The following is a 22,646-nucleotide window of genomic DNA, read 5'->3' as shown; positions in this document are numbered from 1 at the left end:
TCTTCCCACGGATCCAGTTGGGTCTGAGAAGCTTTCGCTGCAAAGGCCGCCGTAGACGAGCGATCAAGAAGATGCCCATACCGCTTCGACGATCTATGAAGCAGGTTGCTTTTACGTTGTTTCAACCCAAGCGCGTGCTGCGATGGGACAAACCAATGGCATCGAGGGCGAGCCGGAAATTTATTAATAGGAGCCGCTTGCCGTCGTTCGACGAACAGTTTTGCAATTCGAATTGTTTTCTACGATAGTATCCGAACACAACGTCAATCCATGGTTCTCGATGAAAGTGCTTGGCAAAGCTTCGTGACAATAATTAATTTTCTAAATTTTTTGCACATGCTTCTTGAAACAGCATAACTGGAGCCCCATAATCATTCCCAATCACCCAATGGGGATGATCGGGCAAATCTACAGAGGGGCTATCCAGCAAGCTAATCGCCAGCGCCCGCTTTCTACTGCTTCGCAGTGGACCTAATCGCGGGTGATATCCCTTCGATCCGAATCTAAAAACATCATTCGTCGACAACTGTCTGACAATATGCGCACCGTTCTCCCATAGAGAAGGACCTTTATCTATGAGCGCCGTGAACGACTGGTTTTCCAAGCTTTGGTTTGAGGATCACAAGAGGAAATCCCGGGAGCGCAATCGACGTAAGAATCGCCTGCCGAACTTAGAAAAAGTGGAACCGCGGGAAGCGCCTGGCGGTTTAATCGTGCCAGCTGCGGGAAGTGCACTGGCGGCCGGATTTGCGTTTGGCAGTTCAGTCGATGCGGCGAACTTTGCCGATACTTCCACAGCTTCAAAGCTTCGTGCTAACGATGGAGTCGAGATCTGGCAGCCTACGCCTCCAGATCAACATCAACAGGCAATCAGCGATTGGCGACGAGCCAACGACGAAACGATCGTCCAATCAGCCGAGGCAGAGGAACATTCAGTTCGCCGCCGCCGTCCCGAGATTTCTACTCAGTCCATTATCGGCAGCGCGATTGATGACGAATCGTTGTTCAACTCGTTCACGACGCTGAATCCTCCGCGCTTAAATCAGCATCCCAACTACCCTGGCGGCGGCGGATCTGGTCAGTCGGGCGGCATTTTCGGCCCAACTTATCGGAGTGAAATCCCCTATCCTGGCGGATTCATCGGCGATCTTAGCAAGGTAAGCAGTCAGATCGACGCTTCCAGCGGAACTCCGTCTAACGTTGACCCAGCTAGTAGTTCGCCATCGGCCGCGCCGCGGTTTTCCATTACGCCGACAAACACGACTGCTTCTAGCCAGGGAGAAGGGAACGCGACAACCGACAACAGCACGGCGCCCACTGCCTTTACTGTTGCGGCGACGAAGATCTCGGAGACGCAATATGTAATTCATGGCGAACTCCCCCTGCAATTTGCCAGTGAGAGCCGTGTCGAAATCTACCGCAGCGACGACGACGCACTCAGTTCCGGTGACCAGTTGATCAGTGCGACCGATACAAAAACGACAGCCGAGGGGGCTTCGTTTCGGCTGCTTGTCACCGCCTATCAGCTGAACAACAACCTGCTGGTCCGACTCCCCCACTTCGCCAATGGGGTCGGAGTAGTAGAGATCGATAATGCTGCACTTGAAGACTTCGACGGCGATGGCGTTAGCGGCATCGTTGAAGATTTCGCGTCGCATGCCGGAGACGGCAATCAGGATGGAGTCCAAGATAGTGAGCAGGCCAATGTCGCTACGTTCTTTTCGGGCGACGAAGGCGCGATGGTGACGTTGGCGACTGAGAACGGAGAGTTGCGCGGCGTGTTGGCCTCGGCAGCGACTCAGAAACCGGCGGATCGGGTTTCGCTTCCATTTGGCGTGTTTGATTTCACGGTAGAAAATGTGGCGATTGGCGGCGTTGCCGTTATCGAAGTCACCTTGCCTGAAAACTCGCATCCCAGCAGTTATTACAAGCAAAATCCGACCACTGGAGAGTGGGAGCGTTTTGGCTTTGATGGGACAACTGGGGCGATCATCAACGGTAATAAGATTTCGCTTTATATTCAGGATGGCGGGCGAGGGGATGCCGATGGCGTCGCCAATGGGATCATCGTCGATCCCGGCGGTCCTGGCATGGACGACGGCGTGTTGATCATGCCGGGAATCGTGGATGAGCTGTTAACCGACTGGACCGTCGACGAGAGCGGCAGCAGTCTGACGCCGGGCGAAGCAGTCGAGTCGGACGGTGATATCGTCATCACTGAAGGAGACTCTTTTCTGGTCACTTTAGCCCGCGGGGTAGTGATACCGGAGAATCCAACCATCCTCTCGTTCGGCTTTTTGGCTACATTCGACAACGCCGACGATGATTTTATCAACGATGCATTTGAAGTCGCGTTGGTAGATGAGCATGGCGTGCCGGTGGTCCCGATTTATCAGAGTGGTCGAGACTCGTTCTTCAATTGGACCGAGGAAGAGGCGGCTGCGCTTGGTTCGACCACCACGCTTGCCGATGGCGTGGTCGAACTGGATATCTCAAAACTGGCCCCTGGTCGCGAGTACGAGCTAGTTTTTCGTCTGATCAATAATGACGATGATACGACCACGACAATCACGCTAATAGGCGATGGTCCTGTCGTTAACGCCCTGGACGACACTTTTGTTGTGACGGAGGACAGTGTCGACAACGAAGTCGATGTTTTGACAAATGACGTTGGCGACGACCTGGAAATCACCGATGTCAGTTTGGGTTCGGCGGGCGGGGAATTGTTGATAACTGGCGATAAGCTGATCTATACGCCTGCAACGGACTACTTTGGCGAAGAGACATTCAGCTACGCCATCTTGGACAGTCGCGGCGATACGGCGACCGCCGAAATCACCTTTACGATTACTGAGGTCAATGATACGCCGACGGCGGCCGACGACGCATTCTCGTTGGATGAGGACGCCGGACATACCTTCAGCGTCGCCGAGCTAACAGGCAACGATTCGGCCGGTCCGGCGAACGAAGCGAGTCAAACGTTGACGGTAATTTCGGCTATCGGCGCCGAACATGGGACGCTCGTCGTCAACGGAGATGGCAGCGTCACCTACACGCCTAACGCCGATTACGTCGGGGCGGACAGCTTTACGTATACCGTTTCCGACAATGGAACAACAGCCGGCGACCTGGATGCAAAGTCGGCGACCGCCACGGTCTATCTGACTGTCGGACCGGTGAATGATCCGCCGACTGCTATCGATGATACGGCGACGGTGGCGGAAGACTCGACGTCTATCTTGATCGACGTGCTGGCGAACGACCTGATTTCGCCGGATACCGGTGAGACGCTCTCGATCCTGAGCGTGAGCGCCGGTTCGGGCAGTGGCGTTTTGTCGATTGTCGATGGCAAGATTTCTTATGCGCCAGCCGCAGACTTCTATGGCACAGAGACATTTACTTACGTAGTAAATGATGGTACGTCGGGGAGCAATGACACCGGCACGGTGACGATCACCGTCACGGAAGTGAATGATGCGCCGGCCGCTGTCGACGACTCGTTCACGATCAATGAAGACGCGGTTCGTACCTTCTCGACCAGCGAATTGATCAGCAACGACTCCACGGGCCCTGCCAACGAGAGTAGTCAGACACTAACTATCGTCGCCATCGGCGCCGCTTCGCACGGTTCGGTCGTCTTGCATGGGGATGGAACGATCACCTATACGCCTGATGCGAACTATTATGGCTCCGATAGTTTCACTTACACGATCACCGACAATGGCACGACCGCCGGTGTCGCCGATCCGCTGACGGCAACCGCAACAGTTCACTTGACGATCACCGCGGTAAACGATCCGCCGACGGGGATTGATGACGCCTATGGTACGACGCAAAACATCACGCTGACAATTGCCGTCGCCGACGGCGTGCTGGCGAACGATAGTGACGTCGAGATGGAATCGCTGACCGCTGAATTGGGAACGACAACCGCGCACGGGACGCTGACTTTGAACAGCAACGGTTCGTTTACTTACGTGCCGACGACCGGATACACCGGCAATGACCTGTTTACCTATCGAGTCCGAGACGCTAGCGGCGCGTTATCCGATTTGATCGAAGCGCACATCCAAGTCGGCCCCGGCACTTACGTGGTGCCCGGCGATCCAGAAAAACTGTATGTGTTTGAAGTGGCGATCGAAGCAGTCAATCTTTCCGCCTCGTACCGGAACGAACTTGGCCTCTACATCGTGAATAGCGCTAGCGGCGAAGTGGATGGATTGCTGCCGAGCGAAAGCAATGGCTACGCAATGGCAGCTCTGACCGATCCGACGCGGCAGGTTGTTTTTGCGCGACCGGCGGAGAACGATGACTTGATCGGCCAAGTCTACCAGGTGATTGTGCCTGGCGGATCACAGATCGCGTTCTACTTGGCGCAAAACGCGACAACTCAACAAGTAATAAACGATGGTACGAATGCTCTGAACAAGAAGCATGCCTTCTTTTCCTTCAAGGAGGCGAATCCGGACCAGGACGATAACAATAGCAGCGTCGAGTTCGAGCACTTTCGCGTCAGTACGCTGGCGAACGGGACGATTTTGTACGAGATCGAAGATCTCGACGGCGGCGGCGACCGTGATTACAACGATCTGGCATTTACAATTTCGACGACGCCAGTGGAAATTGAGGGAAGCGTCAAGTTTCTCGTCGCCGACGACCAGGCCGATCGCTTGTTCCTGTACACAGAGGATGGGACATGGGTTGGTCAACCTCAGCTCGACAATGAGAACGAGGATGTCCGCGGCATTACGTCAACCGCCTCAGGGGACTACCGCTGGACGGTTGACTCCAGCGGCGAAGTCTTCGTCTATGACCAGGAGGGCGCCGTCATCGGACAGTGGACGGCGACTGGGGTCTCGGCGCCGGAAGGAATCGCCACCGATGAAGAAGATATCTGGATCGTTGACGCGAGTTCGGACGAGGTTCACTACTTTGCTGGCGCAGCGGCGATTGGAACCGCGTCCGAGCTGTTGTCGGGGGCCCATGCGGCGACAAGTTCTTTTTCGCTCAACGCCAGCAATGGTTCGCCGAAGGGAATTACGAGTAACGGAACAAATTTGTGGGTGGTCGACGACGTAGCGGACAAGGTCTTCGTTTATTCGGTTTCGACTGGCCTATTGGTTGGAAGTTGGGGGCTGGACGCCGCGAATGGAAATGCGAGCGGAGTCACACTCGACGCGAATCCCAGTTCGACATCACTGTGGGTTGTCGATATCGCGGATGGTCTGGTCTATCACTATGAGGATGCCACAACAGCAATCTCGGGTAGCATTGCGGCGGCCGATACCTTTGAATTAGGAGTCGGAAACTTCTCTGCGCAGGGTATTGCGGATCCCTACATGGAAGGGAGCAGCGGCTCGGGAAGCGGGAGCGGCGATACGATCGGCGACACCACTTACGACTACCAGAACGTCTCGTTGACGGTCGGGATGCCGTCGGTGGTCAACTCGGCGATCGATACCGATGACGACATCGACATGTTCCGGGTCTACCTGACCAGCGGCCAGACGTTGAAGGTGGACGCCGACGTCTCGTCCAGCAGCTTGAACAGCTACCTGCGAGTCTTCGACAACTCCGGGAACCAGGTCAGCTCCAACGACGATTACGGCTCGGGTTACGGCTCGTACTTGGAGTACACCGCTTCTTCCGACAGCTACTACTACGTCGGGATCTCGAGCAGCGGCAACAACAGCTACTCGGCCGGCGGTTCTTACAACGGGTATGGCGGTACGGTTGGCGAGTACGAGCTGAGCTTTCTGTTGGAAGGGAGCAGCGGCTCGGGAAGCGGGAGCGGCGATACGATCGGCGACACCACTTACGACTATCAGAGCGTCTCGTTGACGGTCGGGATGCCGTCGGTGGTCAACTCGGCGATCGATACCGATGACGACATCGACATGTTCCGGGTCTACCTGACCAGCGGCCAGACGTTGAAGGTGGACGCCGACGTCTCGTCCAGCAGCTTGAACAGCTACCTGCGAGTCTTCGACAACTCCGGCAACCAAGTCAGCTCCAACGATGACTATGGCTCCGGTTACGGCTCGTACTTGGAGTACACCGCCTCGTCCGACAGCTACTACTACGTCGGGATCTCGAGCAGCGGCAACAACAGCTACTCGGCCGGCGGTTCTTACAACGGGTATGGCGGTACGGTTGGCGAGTACGAGCTGAGCTTTCTGTTGGAAGGGAGCAGCGGCTCGGGAAGCGGGAGCGGCGATACGATCGGCGACACCACTTACGACTATCAGAGCGTCTCGTTGACGGTCGGGATGCCGTCGGTGGTCAACTCGGCGATCGATACCGATGACGACATCGACATGTTCCGGGTCTACCTGACCAGCGGCCAGACGTTGAAGGTGGACGCCGACGTCTCGTCCAGCAGCTTGAACAGCTACCTGCGAGTCTTCGACAACTCCGGCAACCAAGTCAGCTCCAACGATGACTATGGCTCCGGTTACGGCTCGTACTTGGAGTACACCGCCTCGTCCGACAGCTACTACTACGTCGGGATCTCGAGCAGCGGCAACAACAGCTACTCGGCCGGCGGTTCTTACAACGGGTATGGCGGTACGGTTGGCGAGTACGAGCTGAGCTTTCTGTTGGAAGGGAGCAGCGGCTCGGGAAGCGGGAGCGGCGATACGATCGGCGACACCACTTACGACTACCAGAACGTCTCGTTGACGGTCGGGATGCCGTCGGTGGTCAACTCGGCGATCGATACCGATGACGACATCGACATGTTCCGGGTCTACCTGACCAGCGGCCAGACGTTGAAGGTGGACGCCGACGTCTCGTCCAGCAGCTTGAACAGCTACCTGCGAGTCTTCGACAACTCCGGGAACCAGGTCAGCTCCAACGACGATTACGGCTCGGGTTACGGCTCGTACTTGGAGTACACCGCCTCGTCCGACAGCTACTACTACGTCGGGATCTCGAGCAGCGGCAACAACAGCTACTCGGCCGGCGGTTCTTACAACGGGTATGGCGGTACGGTTGGCGACTACGAGCTGAGCTTTTTATTGGAAGGGAGCAGCGGCTCGGGAAGCGGCAGCGGCGATACGATCGGCGACACGACTTACGACTACCAGAGCGTCTCGTTGACGGTCGGCATGCCGTCGGTGGTCAACTCGGCGATTGATACCGATGACGACATCGACATGTTCCGGGTCTATCTCTCCAGCGGGCAGACGTTGAAGGTGGACGCCGACGTCTCGACTAGCAGCTTGAACAGCTACCTGCGAGTCTTCGACAACTCCGGCAACCAAGTCAGCTCCAACGATGATTATGGCTCGGGTTACGGCTCGTACTTGGAGTACACCGCCTCGTCCGACAGCTACTACTACGTCGGGATCTCGAGCAGCGGCAACAACAGCTACTCGGCCGGCGGTTCTTACAACGGGTATGGCGGTACGGTTGGCGAGTACGAGCTGAGCTTTCTGTTGGAAGGGAGCAGCGGCTCGGGAAGCGGCAGCGGCGATACGATCGGCGACACCACTTACGACTACCAGAACGTCGCGTTGACGGTCGGGATGCCGTCGGTGGTCAACTCGGCGATCGATACCGATGACGACATCGACATGTTCCGGGTCTATCTCTCCAGCGGTCAGACGTTGAAGGTGGACGCCGACGCCTCGTCCAGCAGCTTGAACAGCTACCTGCGAGTCTTCGACAACTCTGGGAACCAAGTCAGCTCCAACGACGATTACGGCTCCGGTTACGGCTCGTACCTCGAGTACACCGCCTCGTCGGACAGCTACTACTACGTCGGGATCTCGAGCAGCGGCAACAACAGCTACTCGGCCGGCGGTTCTTACAACGGGTATGGCGGTACGGTTGGCGACTACGAGCTGAGCTTTCTGTTGGAAGGAAGCAGCGGCTCGGGAAGTGGCAGCGGCGATACGATCGGCGACACGACTTACGACTACCAGAACGTCGCGTTGACGGTCGGAATGCCGTCGGTGGTCAACTCGGCGATCGATACCGATGACGACATCGACATGTTCCGGGTCTATCTCTCCAGCGGTCAAACGTTGAAGGTGGACGCCGACGTCTCGACTAGCAGCTTGAACAGCTACCTGCGAGTCTTCGACAACTCCGGGAACCAGGTCAGCTCCAACGATGATTATGGCTCGGGTTACGGCTCGTACTTGGAGTACACCGCCTCGTCCGACAGCTACTACTACGTCGGGATCTCGAGCAGCGGCAACAACAGCTACTCGGCCGGCGGTTCTTACAACGGGTATGGCGGTACGGTTGGCGAGTACGAGCTGAGCTTTCTGTTGGAAGGGAGCAGCGGCTCGGGAAGCGGCAGCGGCGATACGATCGGCGACACGACTTACGACTACCAGAGCGTCTCGTTGACGGTCGGCATGCCGTCGGTGGTCAACTCGGCGATTGATACCGATGACGACATCGACATGTTCCGGGTCTATCTCTCCAGCGGGCAGACGTTGAAGGTGGACGCCGACGTCTCGACTAGCAGCTTGAACAGCTACCTGCGAGTCTTCGACAACTCCGGGAACCAAGTCAGCTCCAACGATGATTATGGCTCGGGTTACGGCTCGTACTTGGAGTACACCGCCTCGTCCGACAGCTACTACTACGTCGGGATCTCGAGCAGCGGCAACAACAGCTACTCGGCCGGCGGTTCTTACAACGGGTATGGCGGTACGGTTGGCGACTACGAGCTGAGCTTCCTGTTGGAAAGCGGTAGCAATTCGCTTAGCGTCGCCGACGTCTTTATTGATGAGACGGCTGGGGTTGCGACTTTTACCGTCACCTTAACACGCAGCAATGACGACGTTGTCACGGTGGACGTGGCTACCGTTGACGGAACAGCCGTCGCCGGCGAGGACTATATCGCCGATAGCGCCACACTAACGTTTAGCAGCGGAGTAACGACTCAGACCTTTAACGTTGCGATCTTGGACGATTCGATCGTCGAAGACATTGAATCGTTTTCGCTTTCGCTGACAAATGCTACCGGCGCCGAAATTAGCGATGATTCCGCTGTGTCATGGATTGACAGTGAGGATACTCCCCCTCCGCCGGTTGACGCTATAAACGACACGATTGGTGGCATCGCCGACGGTTCGGTCGTTTCGCTGGACGTGCTTGCAAACGACTTTCAGACGGACGCGACGATCGTCTCCGTCACGGCGCTTAATGGAGAAGTTGTCACAATTTCGCCCGATGGAAAATCATTGAATTTCTCGGCGCCGCTTGATTTTGAGTCCGCGAAGTTCACCTACACGATCAGTGACGGCGTAACGACCGATACGGCGACTGTCACGTTGCGTGCGAATCTCAATCCGGTCGCTGAAGACGATGTGATTTCCAGCATCGAAGAGGGATTCGAAGTTTATCTTTACGTTCTCGATAACGATTCTGATGCTGATGGAGATTCGATCTCGATCAGCTCGGTAGGAACTCCGACTGCCGGTACGGTCGAGAATCATGGAAGCTATATGATTTATCGAGCCGGACTCGGATTCGGCGGCGATAGCTTTACTTACTCCATCATCGACGCGGCGGGCAATACTTCGACAGCGACCGTGACGTTGCAAACCCCTGCGACCGAGGCAACGTCGGCCCAAATTGACTGGGATCATGTGGTCGATGTCACCAGCAGCATGGGAGTTGAGTATCATCGCACCTCGTGGAACGAGCGAATCGATACGTTGTACGCCGATCTCGACCTGACGAATATCGGCACCTATGCCGTTCGCGGGCCGATCCTGCTAGGGGTCAAGAACCTAAACAATCCACTCGTTGCCGTCCACGGCGTTGACGGAGTTTCCCCAGACGGCATCCCCTACTATGACATTACGAATCTGGTAAGCGCCGGAGCCAACGACTTCTTCCAGCCAGGCGATGCGGCTAACGCAATCGAACTGCAGTTCTACAATCCCAACGCAGTACAGTTCCGTTACGACCTCGTCATTCTCGGCTCGCTCAATACGGCGCCCGAGTTCACATCGACGCCGGTTCAAGAGATCGCGCCCGGATTCACCTATCAATATGACTCGAACGCAATCGATCCCGAGGGAGACTCCATCAGCTATTCGCTAGTCGCGGGGCCAGCTGGAATGATCGTCTATCCATCCAGCGGCGTCGTTCAATGGGAAACAACGTCTGCTGATATCGGCAACCATCAAGTCGTCATTCGAGCGACCGATTCTTATGGAGCGACGACAGAGCAACAGTTCACAATCCAGGTCGCGCTGTCGGCAAATCGTCCGCCGCGATTTACGTCGACCTCGGAGACCGACGCTTACGTCAACACAGAGTACAAGTACCAATTAACCGCGTCCGATCCGGATGGGGACGATCTGGTCTACGGTTTCAGCGGTGATGTACCGGCTGGCATGACAATGGAAGACGGGGCTCGTGGGCTAATTCGCTGGACACCTACAGCGAATCAAGTTGGTCAGACCTTCTCGGTCGAGGTAGAAGTCGCTGATCCGTCAGGTGCGATGGCGATCCAGACATTCGAGGTCTACGTCCACCCGGCTGTTGGGAACACGCCGCCGGTGATTGTCAGCGAGCCGGCCACGCAGCTAGTAATACCGGATGCCGAAGGGGGAAATGTTGCTGGTGATGTATCGCCGACAAGTCTCGATCTCTCCTTGAATGTGGGGGAGACCGTTACGCAAACCGTCACGATCACGTTGCCGACAGGCACCGGAGTCGTACCGATGGTCGATGTGTTTTTGTTGATGGATGACACCGGCAGCTTTGAAAGCTATTCAAGTCAGCTTGTCACGCTGTTTCCGGATTTGGTCGCTAGTCTCACGGCCAGTTTTCCTGACATCGACTTCGGTTTTGGCCTCGGGCGTTTCGAAGAATATGCAAATTATGAAGGCGAAGAACCAGGCGGACGTCCGTTTGTCCTCAATCAGCCAATCGTTTCTGCCGCTACAGGAGGTTTTGATGATGCATTCGAGGCGGCATTCGCTCGAACAGCGCCCGGTTTCGGCGGAGACGGTCCTGAAACGGCCATTGAAGCGCTCTACCAGATTGCCACAGGCGCCGGCTTTGATGGAAATAATGATGGCGATACGACCGATTCGGGAGCGGCTGGGTTGGGAGCGACGCAGACCAATCCAGGTTCCAGCGGAGACGTTCCCGCTTTTTCTACCTATGTGACCGATACGTCGATCGACGCCTTATCGGCGCAGGGAGATCGAGGTGGCGCCGGTTTTCGCGCAGGGGCATTGCCGATCATCCTGGTGGCGACCGATATCGGTACTGTATTCCATCCGACCACTCCCGCACCTTCGGAAATCACCGGGATCGATGACGTTACCGTTCCTATGAGCGCGTTCGAAATTGGTTCGCGCCCTTCAACACCTACCGGCGGTGCGGAAATTCAAGAGACGGTCGACGCTCTCAACGCGCTGGGCGCAATGGTAATCGGCTTGGGAACCGACTCAAGTCCTCAAGGGGCGACCCGATCCTTTTTGGACGCGCTGGCGACGCTGACAGGCGCCGTCAACGCAAGTAACGGTTCGATCAATTCCGGAATCTCTGGGGATCCCATCGATCCGGGCGACCCGATCTATTTCGATTTTAATGGAAGTTTCGCCGGCGGTGGTGGATCTTCGGGGATTGGAGCGGGGATCGATGCCGCGATCACGGCGGCCATTACCAGCACTTCGCACAATATCGATCTCGTTGCTAGCGTCCCTGGTTTGGCGGTGAATTTGACCGGCTTGCAATACGATGTGACAGCAGGAACCACCGCAACCTTTGAGGTGGAATTCGTCGGCGATGGAAACTCACATTCGTTCGATCTTCAGTTCGTCTCGGAATCGCGTGGGACCGTACTCGGCTCTATCCCGGTAACGATGTCCGCCGGGTACCAATACGATGTCGATGCCGTCGATGCAGACGGCGATACTCTTATCTATTCTCTCGTTGGCGAAACGCACGGAGCGACGATCGATCCGGCGTCGGGCATCCTCTCGTGGCAGCCGACGACAGCTGGATTGTACGAGTTTACGGCGAAAGTAATTGACGGCCGCGGCGGAGAGGACTTGCAAACCTGGACGGTTGAGGTGTTGTCGTCGACCGCCAGCAACACCTCCCCAGTCTTCGATAGCCTTTCTCCGCGAGATTGGCTGGCGGACCGCGCCTACGCGCTGGACGTGCACGCCACCGATGTAGATGGCGACACTATCCTATACCGTCTTGTCGATGACGTCGCTGGCGCGATGCCAGTTCCCGCCGGAATGACCATCGACTCCTTGTCGGGACGTATCATGTGGTCACCGGCCGCTGATCAAGTCGGCTCCTACAGCATCCATGTTCAAGCCGCCGACGGGCATGGAGGTTCGGCGGATCTAATTTTGCAAATTGACGTCGCACTTCCCGATGGCTACCTCAATACGCGGCCCGAAATCACTTCAACACCAGTGCTCGCCGCAATCGAAAGCGATATCTATCGATACGACGTTATGGCGATTGACGCGGACGATGATCCGCTGATATTCGATTTGCCCTACGCCCCGGAAGGTATGGCGATCGACCCGGCCACCGGAAGAATCGCATGGGTCCCGACAAGCGATCAAATCGGAACCAGCACCGTCTATGTACGGGTTAAGGATGGTCAGGGGGGAGTCGACTTGCAAACGTTCGACGTTACGGTCGGTTCATTTAACGACGCTCCTCAATTCGTCTCGACGCCTGTCATTGACGCCGCCATTGGGCAATCGTACGAATATCAAGCTCGTGCGGAGGATCAAAATGGCGATGTCGTCACGTATGCAATTGACGACGACTCGATTGCCGCAGGGCTATCGATCGGAGCTACGACCGGCTTGCTGGTTTGGAGCAGCCCAACGGCAGGCGATCGGCGTATCACGATCATTGCCAGCGACGGACGTGGTAAGGCATCCACACAAGAGTTTGTCCTCTCCATCAACTCCAACGCGCCCCCGACAATCACGTCAATCCCCACTGGGCCTGCATTCCTTGGGCAACTGTATAGCTACGATATCACCTATCAAGATCCAAATCCGACCGACAATGTGACCCTCTCATTGGATCCAGCTTCGCTCGCTCGTGGGATGGCTCTTGTAGGAGATCAGTTGCAATGGACACCTAACGCGCTTGGCGACTACGACGTTGCGGTTACCGCAACCGATGACAGCGGCGCCTATTACACCCAATCGTTTACCCTTTCGGTCGTCCCCCAGCCGGCGACTAGCCAGCCGCCTGAGTTCACGTCGACTCCGACCGGCCCCGCCGTTGTAGGAGCCGCATGGTCTTACGAGCTTTCCGCGGAGGATGCGGATGGAGATAGCTTCAGCTTCAGTCTTGAAACGCCCATTGCCGGCATGAGCCTAGCCGGCTCGACGCTGACCTGGACGCCCGCGGCTGCGAATGCAGGAGAGTTGATCACCGTAAGGGTGACCGACGCGAATGGAGACTACTCCGAGCAATCGTTCCAGCTTTCCGCCGTTGATCCGCCGATCAGCAATACGCCGCCCAAGATAACGTCGATTCCGACGGGGCCTGCCTTCACCGGCGCCACCTACGCCTATCAGGTGAAGGCGCACGATCCCGATGGCGATGCGTTGATCTATTCGCTGGACGCCGCCTCGTTGGCTAATGGCGTGCAAATCAACTCGAACACCGGTCTATTGACTTGGTCGCCGACCGCGACCGGCGACTTTGAAATCGTAGTTAGCGTTAACGATGGCGCCGATACGACGACGCAAACGTTTTCTTTGGGGGTGGTCGCGCCTTCTTCCAGCAACGCCTATCCCGTCATCTCTTCCACTCCGACCGGACCGGCGACTCAGGACGTCCTTTACCAGTACCAGGTCGTAGCTACCGACGCGGATCAGGATGAGTTGACCTACTCCCTCGATAGCCCGCCCAGCGGTATGACGATAGACAGCCAAACCGGCCTGCTATCCTGGACTCCGACCGCAACCGGGGACTATGCCGTCAAAATTTTGGTCGACGACGGCAACGGCGGCGTCACGAGTCAAGAATTCACTCTGCCGGTCGTAGCGACCGCGCCGACCAACGCTCCGCCGGTCATTCGATCCGCCCCGTTCACCTCGGTTCGAATCAATCAAGCCTACACGTATCAAGTGGACGCCTACGACCCAGATGGCGATTCGTTAACTTATCAGTTGACGAAAGCGCCTGTCGGAATGCAGATTTCCGACAGCGGCAAAATCAGTTGGTTGCCGCAGGTGCTTGGGAGCTACGACGTCGAGATCACGGTTTCCGACGGTCACGGCAACCAGACGCTGCAAGCCTATATCGTATCGGTCCAGCCGAGCGTTCAGGCGAACCAGGCCCCTGAGATTACCTCGCGGCCAACGGGGCCCGCCGTCAGAGACAATGCTTATTCCTATCAGGTCGTCGCCCAGGATCCCGAAGGACAAACGCTCACCTACTCACTCGATCCGGCGTCGGTCGCTCGCGGCCTGACGATCAATTCCGCGACGGGGCTCCTCTCCTGGACGCCTGCGTCCAGCGAAACGGCGCATATTGAAGTCACCGTTTCCGATGGACAACTCGCAGTCACGCAATCGTTCGATCTGGCGGTTGTGAATAACGCGCCGCCGGTGATCACAAGTTCGCCGGTTCGCGTTATCGATGTCGATCAGGCCTACGTCTATGAAATCACAGCGGTAGATCCCAATGGCGACGACGTCACGATTAGCCTGCTCGACGTCGGCGGCTTGCCTGCGGGATTAAGCTTCACCCCCGGCGCTACCACCGGAACAGCCACCATCTCTGGCACTCCCACAACGCCCGGCAGTTACTCGATCACCATCTTGGCGGTCGACGCGGCCGGTGGAGTCTCGCAACAGACGTTCAATCTGCGTGTCGCCGATCCCAGCAGCAATTTGGCGCCCACGATAACCTCAAACCTCCGTTCGTCGATCCAAGCAGGCCAACTGCTGCTCAGCCAGGTCGTCGCGACCGATCCAGACGGTGATCCGCTTTCGTATGCCTTGACCTCTTTCCCCACCGGTATGACGATCGACAACCAAGGCCTCATCCAGTGGACTCCAACCGCCGCCCAGATGAATGATCCGGCGTCACCTTACGAAGTGACGGTCTCCGTTTCCGACGGAGAATATACGAACACGGCCACCTACTTAATCAATGTCGTCTCGCAACCGACGAACGCGGCCCCAGAGATCATCAGTACCGCGATAGAAAACGCCTTGGCCGGCAGCGTTTACGCTTACCAGGTCAGCGCGACCGATTCCGATGGGGACCTGCTCGCCTGGCAATTGAAAACTGCCCCTGCGGGAATGCAGATCAATGCCAACACCGGTCGTATCCAATGGGCCCCGCAGCGCAGCCAGGTCGGCGCCCATCAGGTCACCGTTCGCGTCTCCGATATCCACGGCGGCTTTGACGAACAAACCTTTACCGTCACTGTTCGCGGGGCCAATCGACCGGCGGCGATCCTTTCCGATCCTCCCATCTTTGGTAAGCCCGGCGAAACCTACGTCTATCAAGTCGTCGGCGAAGATCCCGACGGCGACCCGGTCCACTACTCCCTCGATACCGCGACCCAGGCGCTCGGCGTTACCGTCGACTACAACACCGGCCTCCTCCAGTGGGAAAATCCCGCCGCAGGCGTCTATCTGATCAACGTTCGCATCGCCGACTCGTTCGGCCTGGGCGTGCAGCAGATTTATCAGCTGGAAATCAGCGACACGGCGACCAATGTTGCGCCGACGATCGTCACAACTCCCGCCTCCTTCGCCGAGTCAGGCGTCGTCTATCAATACGACGTCAACGCCACCGATCCCGACGTCGGCGACACGCTTACCTATTCCCTAGAGATTCTCGGCGCCACGCCAACCAACACGCCGACGTTGGACTCCAGCACCGGCCTGTTCCAATGGACGCCAGCTGCCGGTGAGATCGGGCAATCGTTCCAGTTCCGGATCAAAGCGACCGACGCCTCTGGCGCGTTCAGCAGCCAGGTCTTTACAGTCGGCGTCCGCGATACGAATGTCGCCCCAGTGATCAACAGCTCGCCGGTCACCACGGTCACCGCCGGCGCAACCTATCGCTACGATGTAAACGCGACCGACGCCAACGGCGATCCGCTCAGCTATCAGCTCGACGCCACCTCCACCGGGCTCGGCATGCAGATCGATTCCTTCGGGCGAATCACCTGGAATCCGGCGATCGCCGATATCGGTACGCACTCGGTCAGCATCACCGTCACCGACGACCGCGGCGCCGCCGCCCCCGTCCAGACGTTTGACCTGGTGGTCGCCGCCGATACGGTCGGTCCGACGGTCGAAATCGTCGTCGACAAATCGACGGTCGACCTGGGCGACCAGATCACGATCCAGGTTCGCGCCGTCGACAATGTCGATGTCGCTTCCCTGCAACTGGTCGTCGACGGGCAGCAAGTCGCTCTCGATTCCAGCGGCCGTGCCCGCGTCACGCCGCAAAACTATGGCTCGATCGTCATCACCGGCACGGCGTACGACTCGGCCGGCAATAGCGGAACCGGCGCGACCACCGTCACCGTCCGCGATCCCAACAATGCGGCGCCGGTCGTTTCGATCATCTCCCCCACCCCCAACAGCACCGTCTCGTCGGTCGCCAGCGTCATCGGCACCATCACCGATCCCGAAGCCGATCTCGTCTCCTACAAGGTCTTGCTAAAACGTGTCGACGGCGGCGACTTCCGCACCATCACCGCAGTCACCGCCGCTCCGGGCCAAACCCTCAGCAACCTCCAGCAGGCGGCACTCGCCCAGCTCGACCCCACCCTGATCGCCAACGGAACCTACATCGTCCGCGTCGAAGCGACCGACTCCAACGCCAACACGGCGGCCGCCCAGCAAACCATCGTCATCGACGGCGCGCTGAAACTCGGCAACATGCAGGTCTCCTTCGTCGATCTCGAAGTCCCCGTCGCCGGCGTCCCGATCACGATCACCCGGTCGTACGATTCGCTGGATGCTGATGTTCAAGGAGACTTCGGCTACGGCTGGACATTAGACATCGCCACCACGAAAGTCGATCTGACGCTGCAAGACGATAGCCTTTCCGGCTATGGAAACTACCCCGCGTTCCGCGATGGCGATCGGGTGGTGATAACGCTTCCCGATGGCACCGAACAAGGATTCACATTCCGTGGCGGCGTGGCCCAGGAGTTCTTTGGCGTTGTTACGGACTATATCCCCAGTTTCGTTCCCGATGCTGGAGTAACGAGCGAGCTGATCGTCGATACCGACAAGTGGCTACGAAAACAGGGAGATCAATATGTCTACTTGGGAACCGGTGACGCCTACAACCCCGCCAATCCCGTCTTCGGAGGCTCCTACGAACTGAAGCTTCGTAATGGAACCAGCCTGATCATCGACGCGGAAACGGGCGAGCTGAGCACCATCTACGACCTCAGCAACAATGCCCTCTACATCGACGACTACGGCATTCATTCCTTAAATGGACGCGGCGTCGAATTCGAACGCGACTACGCCGGCCGCATCTCCGCCGTCATTGATCCATCAGGCAACCGGATCGAATACGACTACGACGCCGACGGCAACCTGATCACCGTCACCGACCGCATCGGCGCCACCACGCAGTTCACCTACCTCGAAGGAGTCAACGAGCCCGAACATTACCTCGACCAAATCATCGACCCCTACGGCCGCGCCGCCGCCAGCAGCACCTACGACGAAGTAGGCCGCCTAATCCGCACCACCGACGCCGACGGCAAAACGATCGAGTACGACTGGGACGGAAACTCTAAGATCCAGCGGATTACCGATCAACTGGGCAACACGACCATCATCGAAGTCGATGACCGTGGCAACGTCATTCGTGAGGAAGGGCCGACTGGTTCAATCACTCTACGGACCTACGACGCCGATGACTACCAACTCTCGGAAACGATTGTCATCGGCCAAGTCGACACCGCCGCCAATGGTGAAAATGACGATCTTACTACAACGTTCGTCTACAACGCGGACGGCGACGTGACGCAGACGACTGATCCCCGTGGGAACATTACTCGCACTTCTTATAACGAATATGGTCAGCCGACCGTCAGTGTTGATATGCTCGGCAATACGACCGTTACCACGTACGACTCGCGCGGGCTGCCGACGCGGATCACCGATCCCAACGGCCAGGTCACCAGTTTCGCTTTCGATGACAAGGGAAATATTACTTCGGCCAGTAATAACGCTGGAGAAAGCCTCTTCTCGTCGACCTACAACCAATATGGCGAAGTGCTATCGTCGCGTAGCAGCACAGGCCGCACTGTTTACTTCGACTACGACGAGAATGGTGATCAGGTTGCAACTTGGTATTTCGATGGTATCGGAGCCGACCAAGTCCAAATACTCGATGTCACCTACTACGACGTGAATCGACAGGTGACCGAATCGGCTCATGCGATTCTGCCCCAGGGAGAGTTCGTCACCGCCAATTTGACCGATGTCGTTCTCGATACGCAGTATGTTCAGTACAGCACCAGCATCACCTATGACTTAAACGGTCAAGTGCTCACCTCGACCGATCAAAACGGCTTCACCACCGAGAGCACCTACGACCTCCGCGGGCAATTGATCCAAACCCGCAGCGAATCGGTTGATGAACTCGGGGACACTGTCTACTTGGTCAACCGCTCCGTCTACGACGCCGCTGGACGCACCATTGCGTCCACTTCGCAATACGTCGAAGGAACGACCGATCCTATTTCCGGCAGCGTCACCACCTACGACGCTGCTGGCATGGTCATCCAGTCCGATCAGGTCGACAATCTGGTGATCGACGTCATCGGCAGCGGCGCTTTCGTCACGTCGGTGCTGACCGACGTTGGCACGACCGTTTACACTTCGAGCACCGACTATGACAACGCCGGTCGCGTCATCCAAACGACCGACAACTACGGCCTGCAGTCGCGGACCTACTACAACGAGTTTGGCGAATCCGTCGAATCGCGCCGCCAAGCCTATGACGAAAATGACAACATCGTCTGGTTGGTCAATCGGACCGTTTACGATGACTACGGCCGCGCCACCTTCCAAACTGATACGTACCAGGAGGGTTCCGGCCGAACCATTTATGGCACGCAGTCGATCTACGACGATCTCGGCCGACAAGTCCAGTCGATCCGCCTCTCTGGCGTCGACATAGAGCTACTCGCTCCAGCAACCGGCTCGCCGGCCGATCCGCTCACCGCCGGATTGACGGTCCTCAATTCGCAACTTGTCGCACGCGGCGATATCCTTTCCAGCAGTCAGACCGTCTACAACGAAAAAGGTCAAGTCGTCAAGTCGATCGCAGCCGATGGACAAATCACCGAATACGAGTATGACTCTCTCGGCCGTCAGTTCGCGACGATTGGACATGCCGTCACAGCCGAAAGCGTTGGCCTCTCGCAGTACGCTGGCCAAATGGTCCGCTACCGCAGCGAAACCATCTTCGACGCCGAGGGGCGCGTCGCCACTGAACGCGCCAACCTGATTGAGGTGATCGACTCCCAAGGAAACGTCCTGGTCGACGAAACCCAAGTCCAGGAAATGTCGTACCAGTACGACGCCCAGGGCCAGCGCGTCCGCACCACATACGACGACGGTTCTTACATGGTCGTCCGCTACGACGACCTGGGACGTGTTGTCGCCGAGAGCACGCAGATCGCCTCCGCCGTTAACGTTACCTGGAGCGACTCGGCGCAGTCGTTCGTCGACGATTCCAGTTCCGACGCGATTGAAACGAAGCTATACGCGTACGACGAGCTCGGCCGCCTGACTGCCGTTGAACTCCCGGCGGTCGCCGATCCGCAAAATGGCGACGAACTAACGCGTCCCCGCTATGAATACGCCTACGACGCTCGAGGGAATCAAATCCTGATTCGTGATCCCCTTGGACGAGAAACCCGCTTTACTTACGACGAAGAGGGGCGCCAACTAACGCGGACCTTGCCGCTTGGCTATGGCGGCGACGGAATCGAGGGAACTGGAGACGATTCCAGCTTGCCGGACGGTGAGTTCACCGAGAGTTTTGAATACGATGAAATGGGTCGGCAGCTTCTGCACATCTCGTTCGAGGGAGTCGTTACCCGATTCGTCTACGACGAGTCGACCGGACGAATGACGCAGCAGCAGTTCTTCACGGGCGAAACCGCCTACAACGACGGCGCCGGCGATCCGTCCGAAGTCTGGACCTACCGCTACGATGCCTTCGGTCGACAAGTCGAAGTGATTCAGGACGGCGACGGCGATCTAGGTACAACTGCCGATCAGCGTGAAAGCTTAAACACCTACGATGACCGCGGCCGCTTGACCGTTCTGGCCACTGCCGAGGGGACGCTCCAGTACGGCTATGACGATCTTGGCCGCAAGATTTCTCTGACAGTCTTCGAAGCTGGCGCCGACGTAGCGGTTGATACACCGCTGAGCGTCACCACCTACGCCTACGACAGCCTTGGACGTCTATCTTCGGTTACCGAAGACCGGAACGCTGCTTCCAGCAGCGATGCGCTGCTGACAACCGGTTATCGCTACGACCTTCGCGGCAATCTGTCGCAAACGCGGCTGGCAAACGGCGTAATCGAAGAGTATCTCTACGACGAGCTTAACCGGCTGGAACTGTTGACTCACTATGCGGGCGACTCGACTCCAGACGATCTGTCCGACAACGCCAAACTGGCAGAATTCGACTACCAACTGCGAGCCGATGGCCAGCGCACCGGCGTGACCGAAACCTACTGGTTTGACGCGGACGAAAACGGTACGCCCGAAGCGCATATCACCCAAATCGACTGGGCTTACGACGCTCTTGGACGGCTCACATTCGAGTCGATTGATCACTTCGACAATCCGCTCGACCAGACCGAAAGCTTCGTCTACGACCTGGTCGGAAATCGCCTTCGCAAGACGCTCGACAAAGGTTCCGACCTGACGATCGACGAAGCGATCGCCTACATGTACGACGCCAACGATCGCTTGACGACCGAACAGAAGGATGCCGATAATAATGGAACGGTCGACCAGACGACCGAGTACGAGTACGACGCGACGCAGCAAACGTCGAAAACGGTCATTGACAATTCGAACAGCCAAACGACCAGCGAACAAACGTTCGCCTACGACCTGCAAGGCCGCATGCGGCAGGTCGTCACAAAAACGTACTCCAGCGGCGTTCTCGCCAGTAACGAGCGGGTCACCTACGACTACGACGACACCGGGATCCGAGTCAGCAGCCTGCACGAAGTCGACGCCAACCTCGACGGCACGTACGAATCGTCTACCCGCACCGAATACCTGATCGACCCCGCCAACTTCACCGGCTATCAGCAGGTCATCCGCGAAACGACTTACGACGAAAATGGAAACGTGGTGAAAGTGATCGCCTACGGCTTCGGCCACGACGAGATTACCCAGACCACGACCACGTACGACGAGAATGGCGCCACCACTAGCGAAGCAACCCTCGTCTTCGGCCATGACGGCCACGGCAGCGTTCGCGTTCTGTACGACATGGCCAGTTCTCTGCGGCAACTCTTCACGTTCACCGCCTACGGGGAGATGCTGGCGATTCACAACGCCTCGGCGGCTTTCGTGAGTGCGGCGGAATCGGCGGCGCTGTCGACGCTGCTCTATAGCGGCGAACAGTTTGATAGTCGCATTGGACAGCAGTATCTACGAGCCCGATATTACGATCCGAGTTCAGGTCGGTTCAACCGTCTCGACCCATTTGCAGGGGATATGAACCATCCTCTAAGCCTGAACAAGTACCTTTATGCTCACGCCAATCCGGTGGCAACTATTGACCCAACGGGTATGTTTGGAGTGTCTGGCCTAATTGGTGCAATTGGAGTGGCGCTCGGAAATGTCAGCACTGAATTGGTTGCTGGCGGCCTAATCTTGGCGGGAATTCAAACTGGAGGCAAAGCTGGGGTTGCCGCCAGGTCTGCGGGGTTGATGCTAATCGCCGAAGGGCAGACCGATTTGGGGTTCTATCTCTACAACCTCGGATCAAGGGTGGTCGCACTAACATTCGCGACAATTGATGGCATCGACACGGCTATTGGGCTTGGACTGCTGGGAATCGGACTTGGCGTCGCTGCGTTCAAACTAGCGAAATCGGCACCTCAGCTTGCGGAAGCAACGTTGAATTTTTCGCGACAAGCTCTTGATAGCTTTTCTACTTTCGCTCGGAGCATTCCGGATCTAGTTAGGTCCAGCGACAACGCTCTATCGTTAGCAGCGAGGCTCGAGAAAAACGCCGAGCGGTGGCTTGACGCATTTGAGAATAGTACGAAGTCGCACCCACGGGCTCATTTCTTTAAGCGTCATGGTGCTCAAACAACGATGGAGCAGCAATTGGTTCGCGCCGAAACGGGCGTAACTCCTGACGGCTTCCAAGGTCATAAGGTTGATTCTGCGCGTTTTCTGACGCATAGAGATCAGCTAAACGCGGTACAAACCGCAAATGAGATTTTCCTACGGACCGGAAAGCCCAATTTTAGCTTCGACGCTGGATACAAGGTAGGAATAGGGTATAAAAAGGGCGGAGGCGAAGCAGTTACAACAACGAACGTTACGGCCGCCTTTAAAGACGGAAAGCTTATCACTCTCTATCCAAAAATTAGCACATTATAGTTATGCATATCAACCCGTTCT

At 57.1% G+C, this 22,646-nt stretch carries 1 protein-coding gene; it reads left to right on the top strand.

Translation table 11 applies throughout. The features are described 5' to 3' along the window. The first annotated feature begins 575 nt into the window (after positions 1-575). Positions 576-22,625, top strand: coding sequence for an Ig-like domain-containing protein (locus SH421x_RS15255; RefSeq protein ID WP_488850151.1), 22,050 nt, complete (start codon positions 576-578; stop codon positions 22,623-22,625). Positions 22,626-22,646 lie beyond the last annotated feature (21 nt).

The organism is Blastopirellula sp. SH421, from assembly GCF_057808535.1.
The sequence above is the reverse complement of the archived record's forward strand: the minus strand, read 5'-3'. Positions and strand labels throughout refer to the sequence as shown.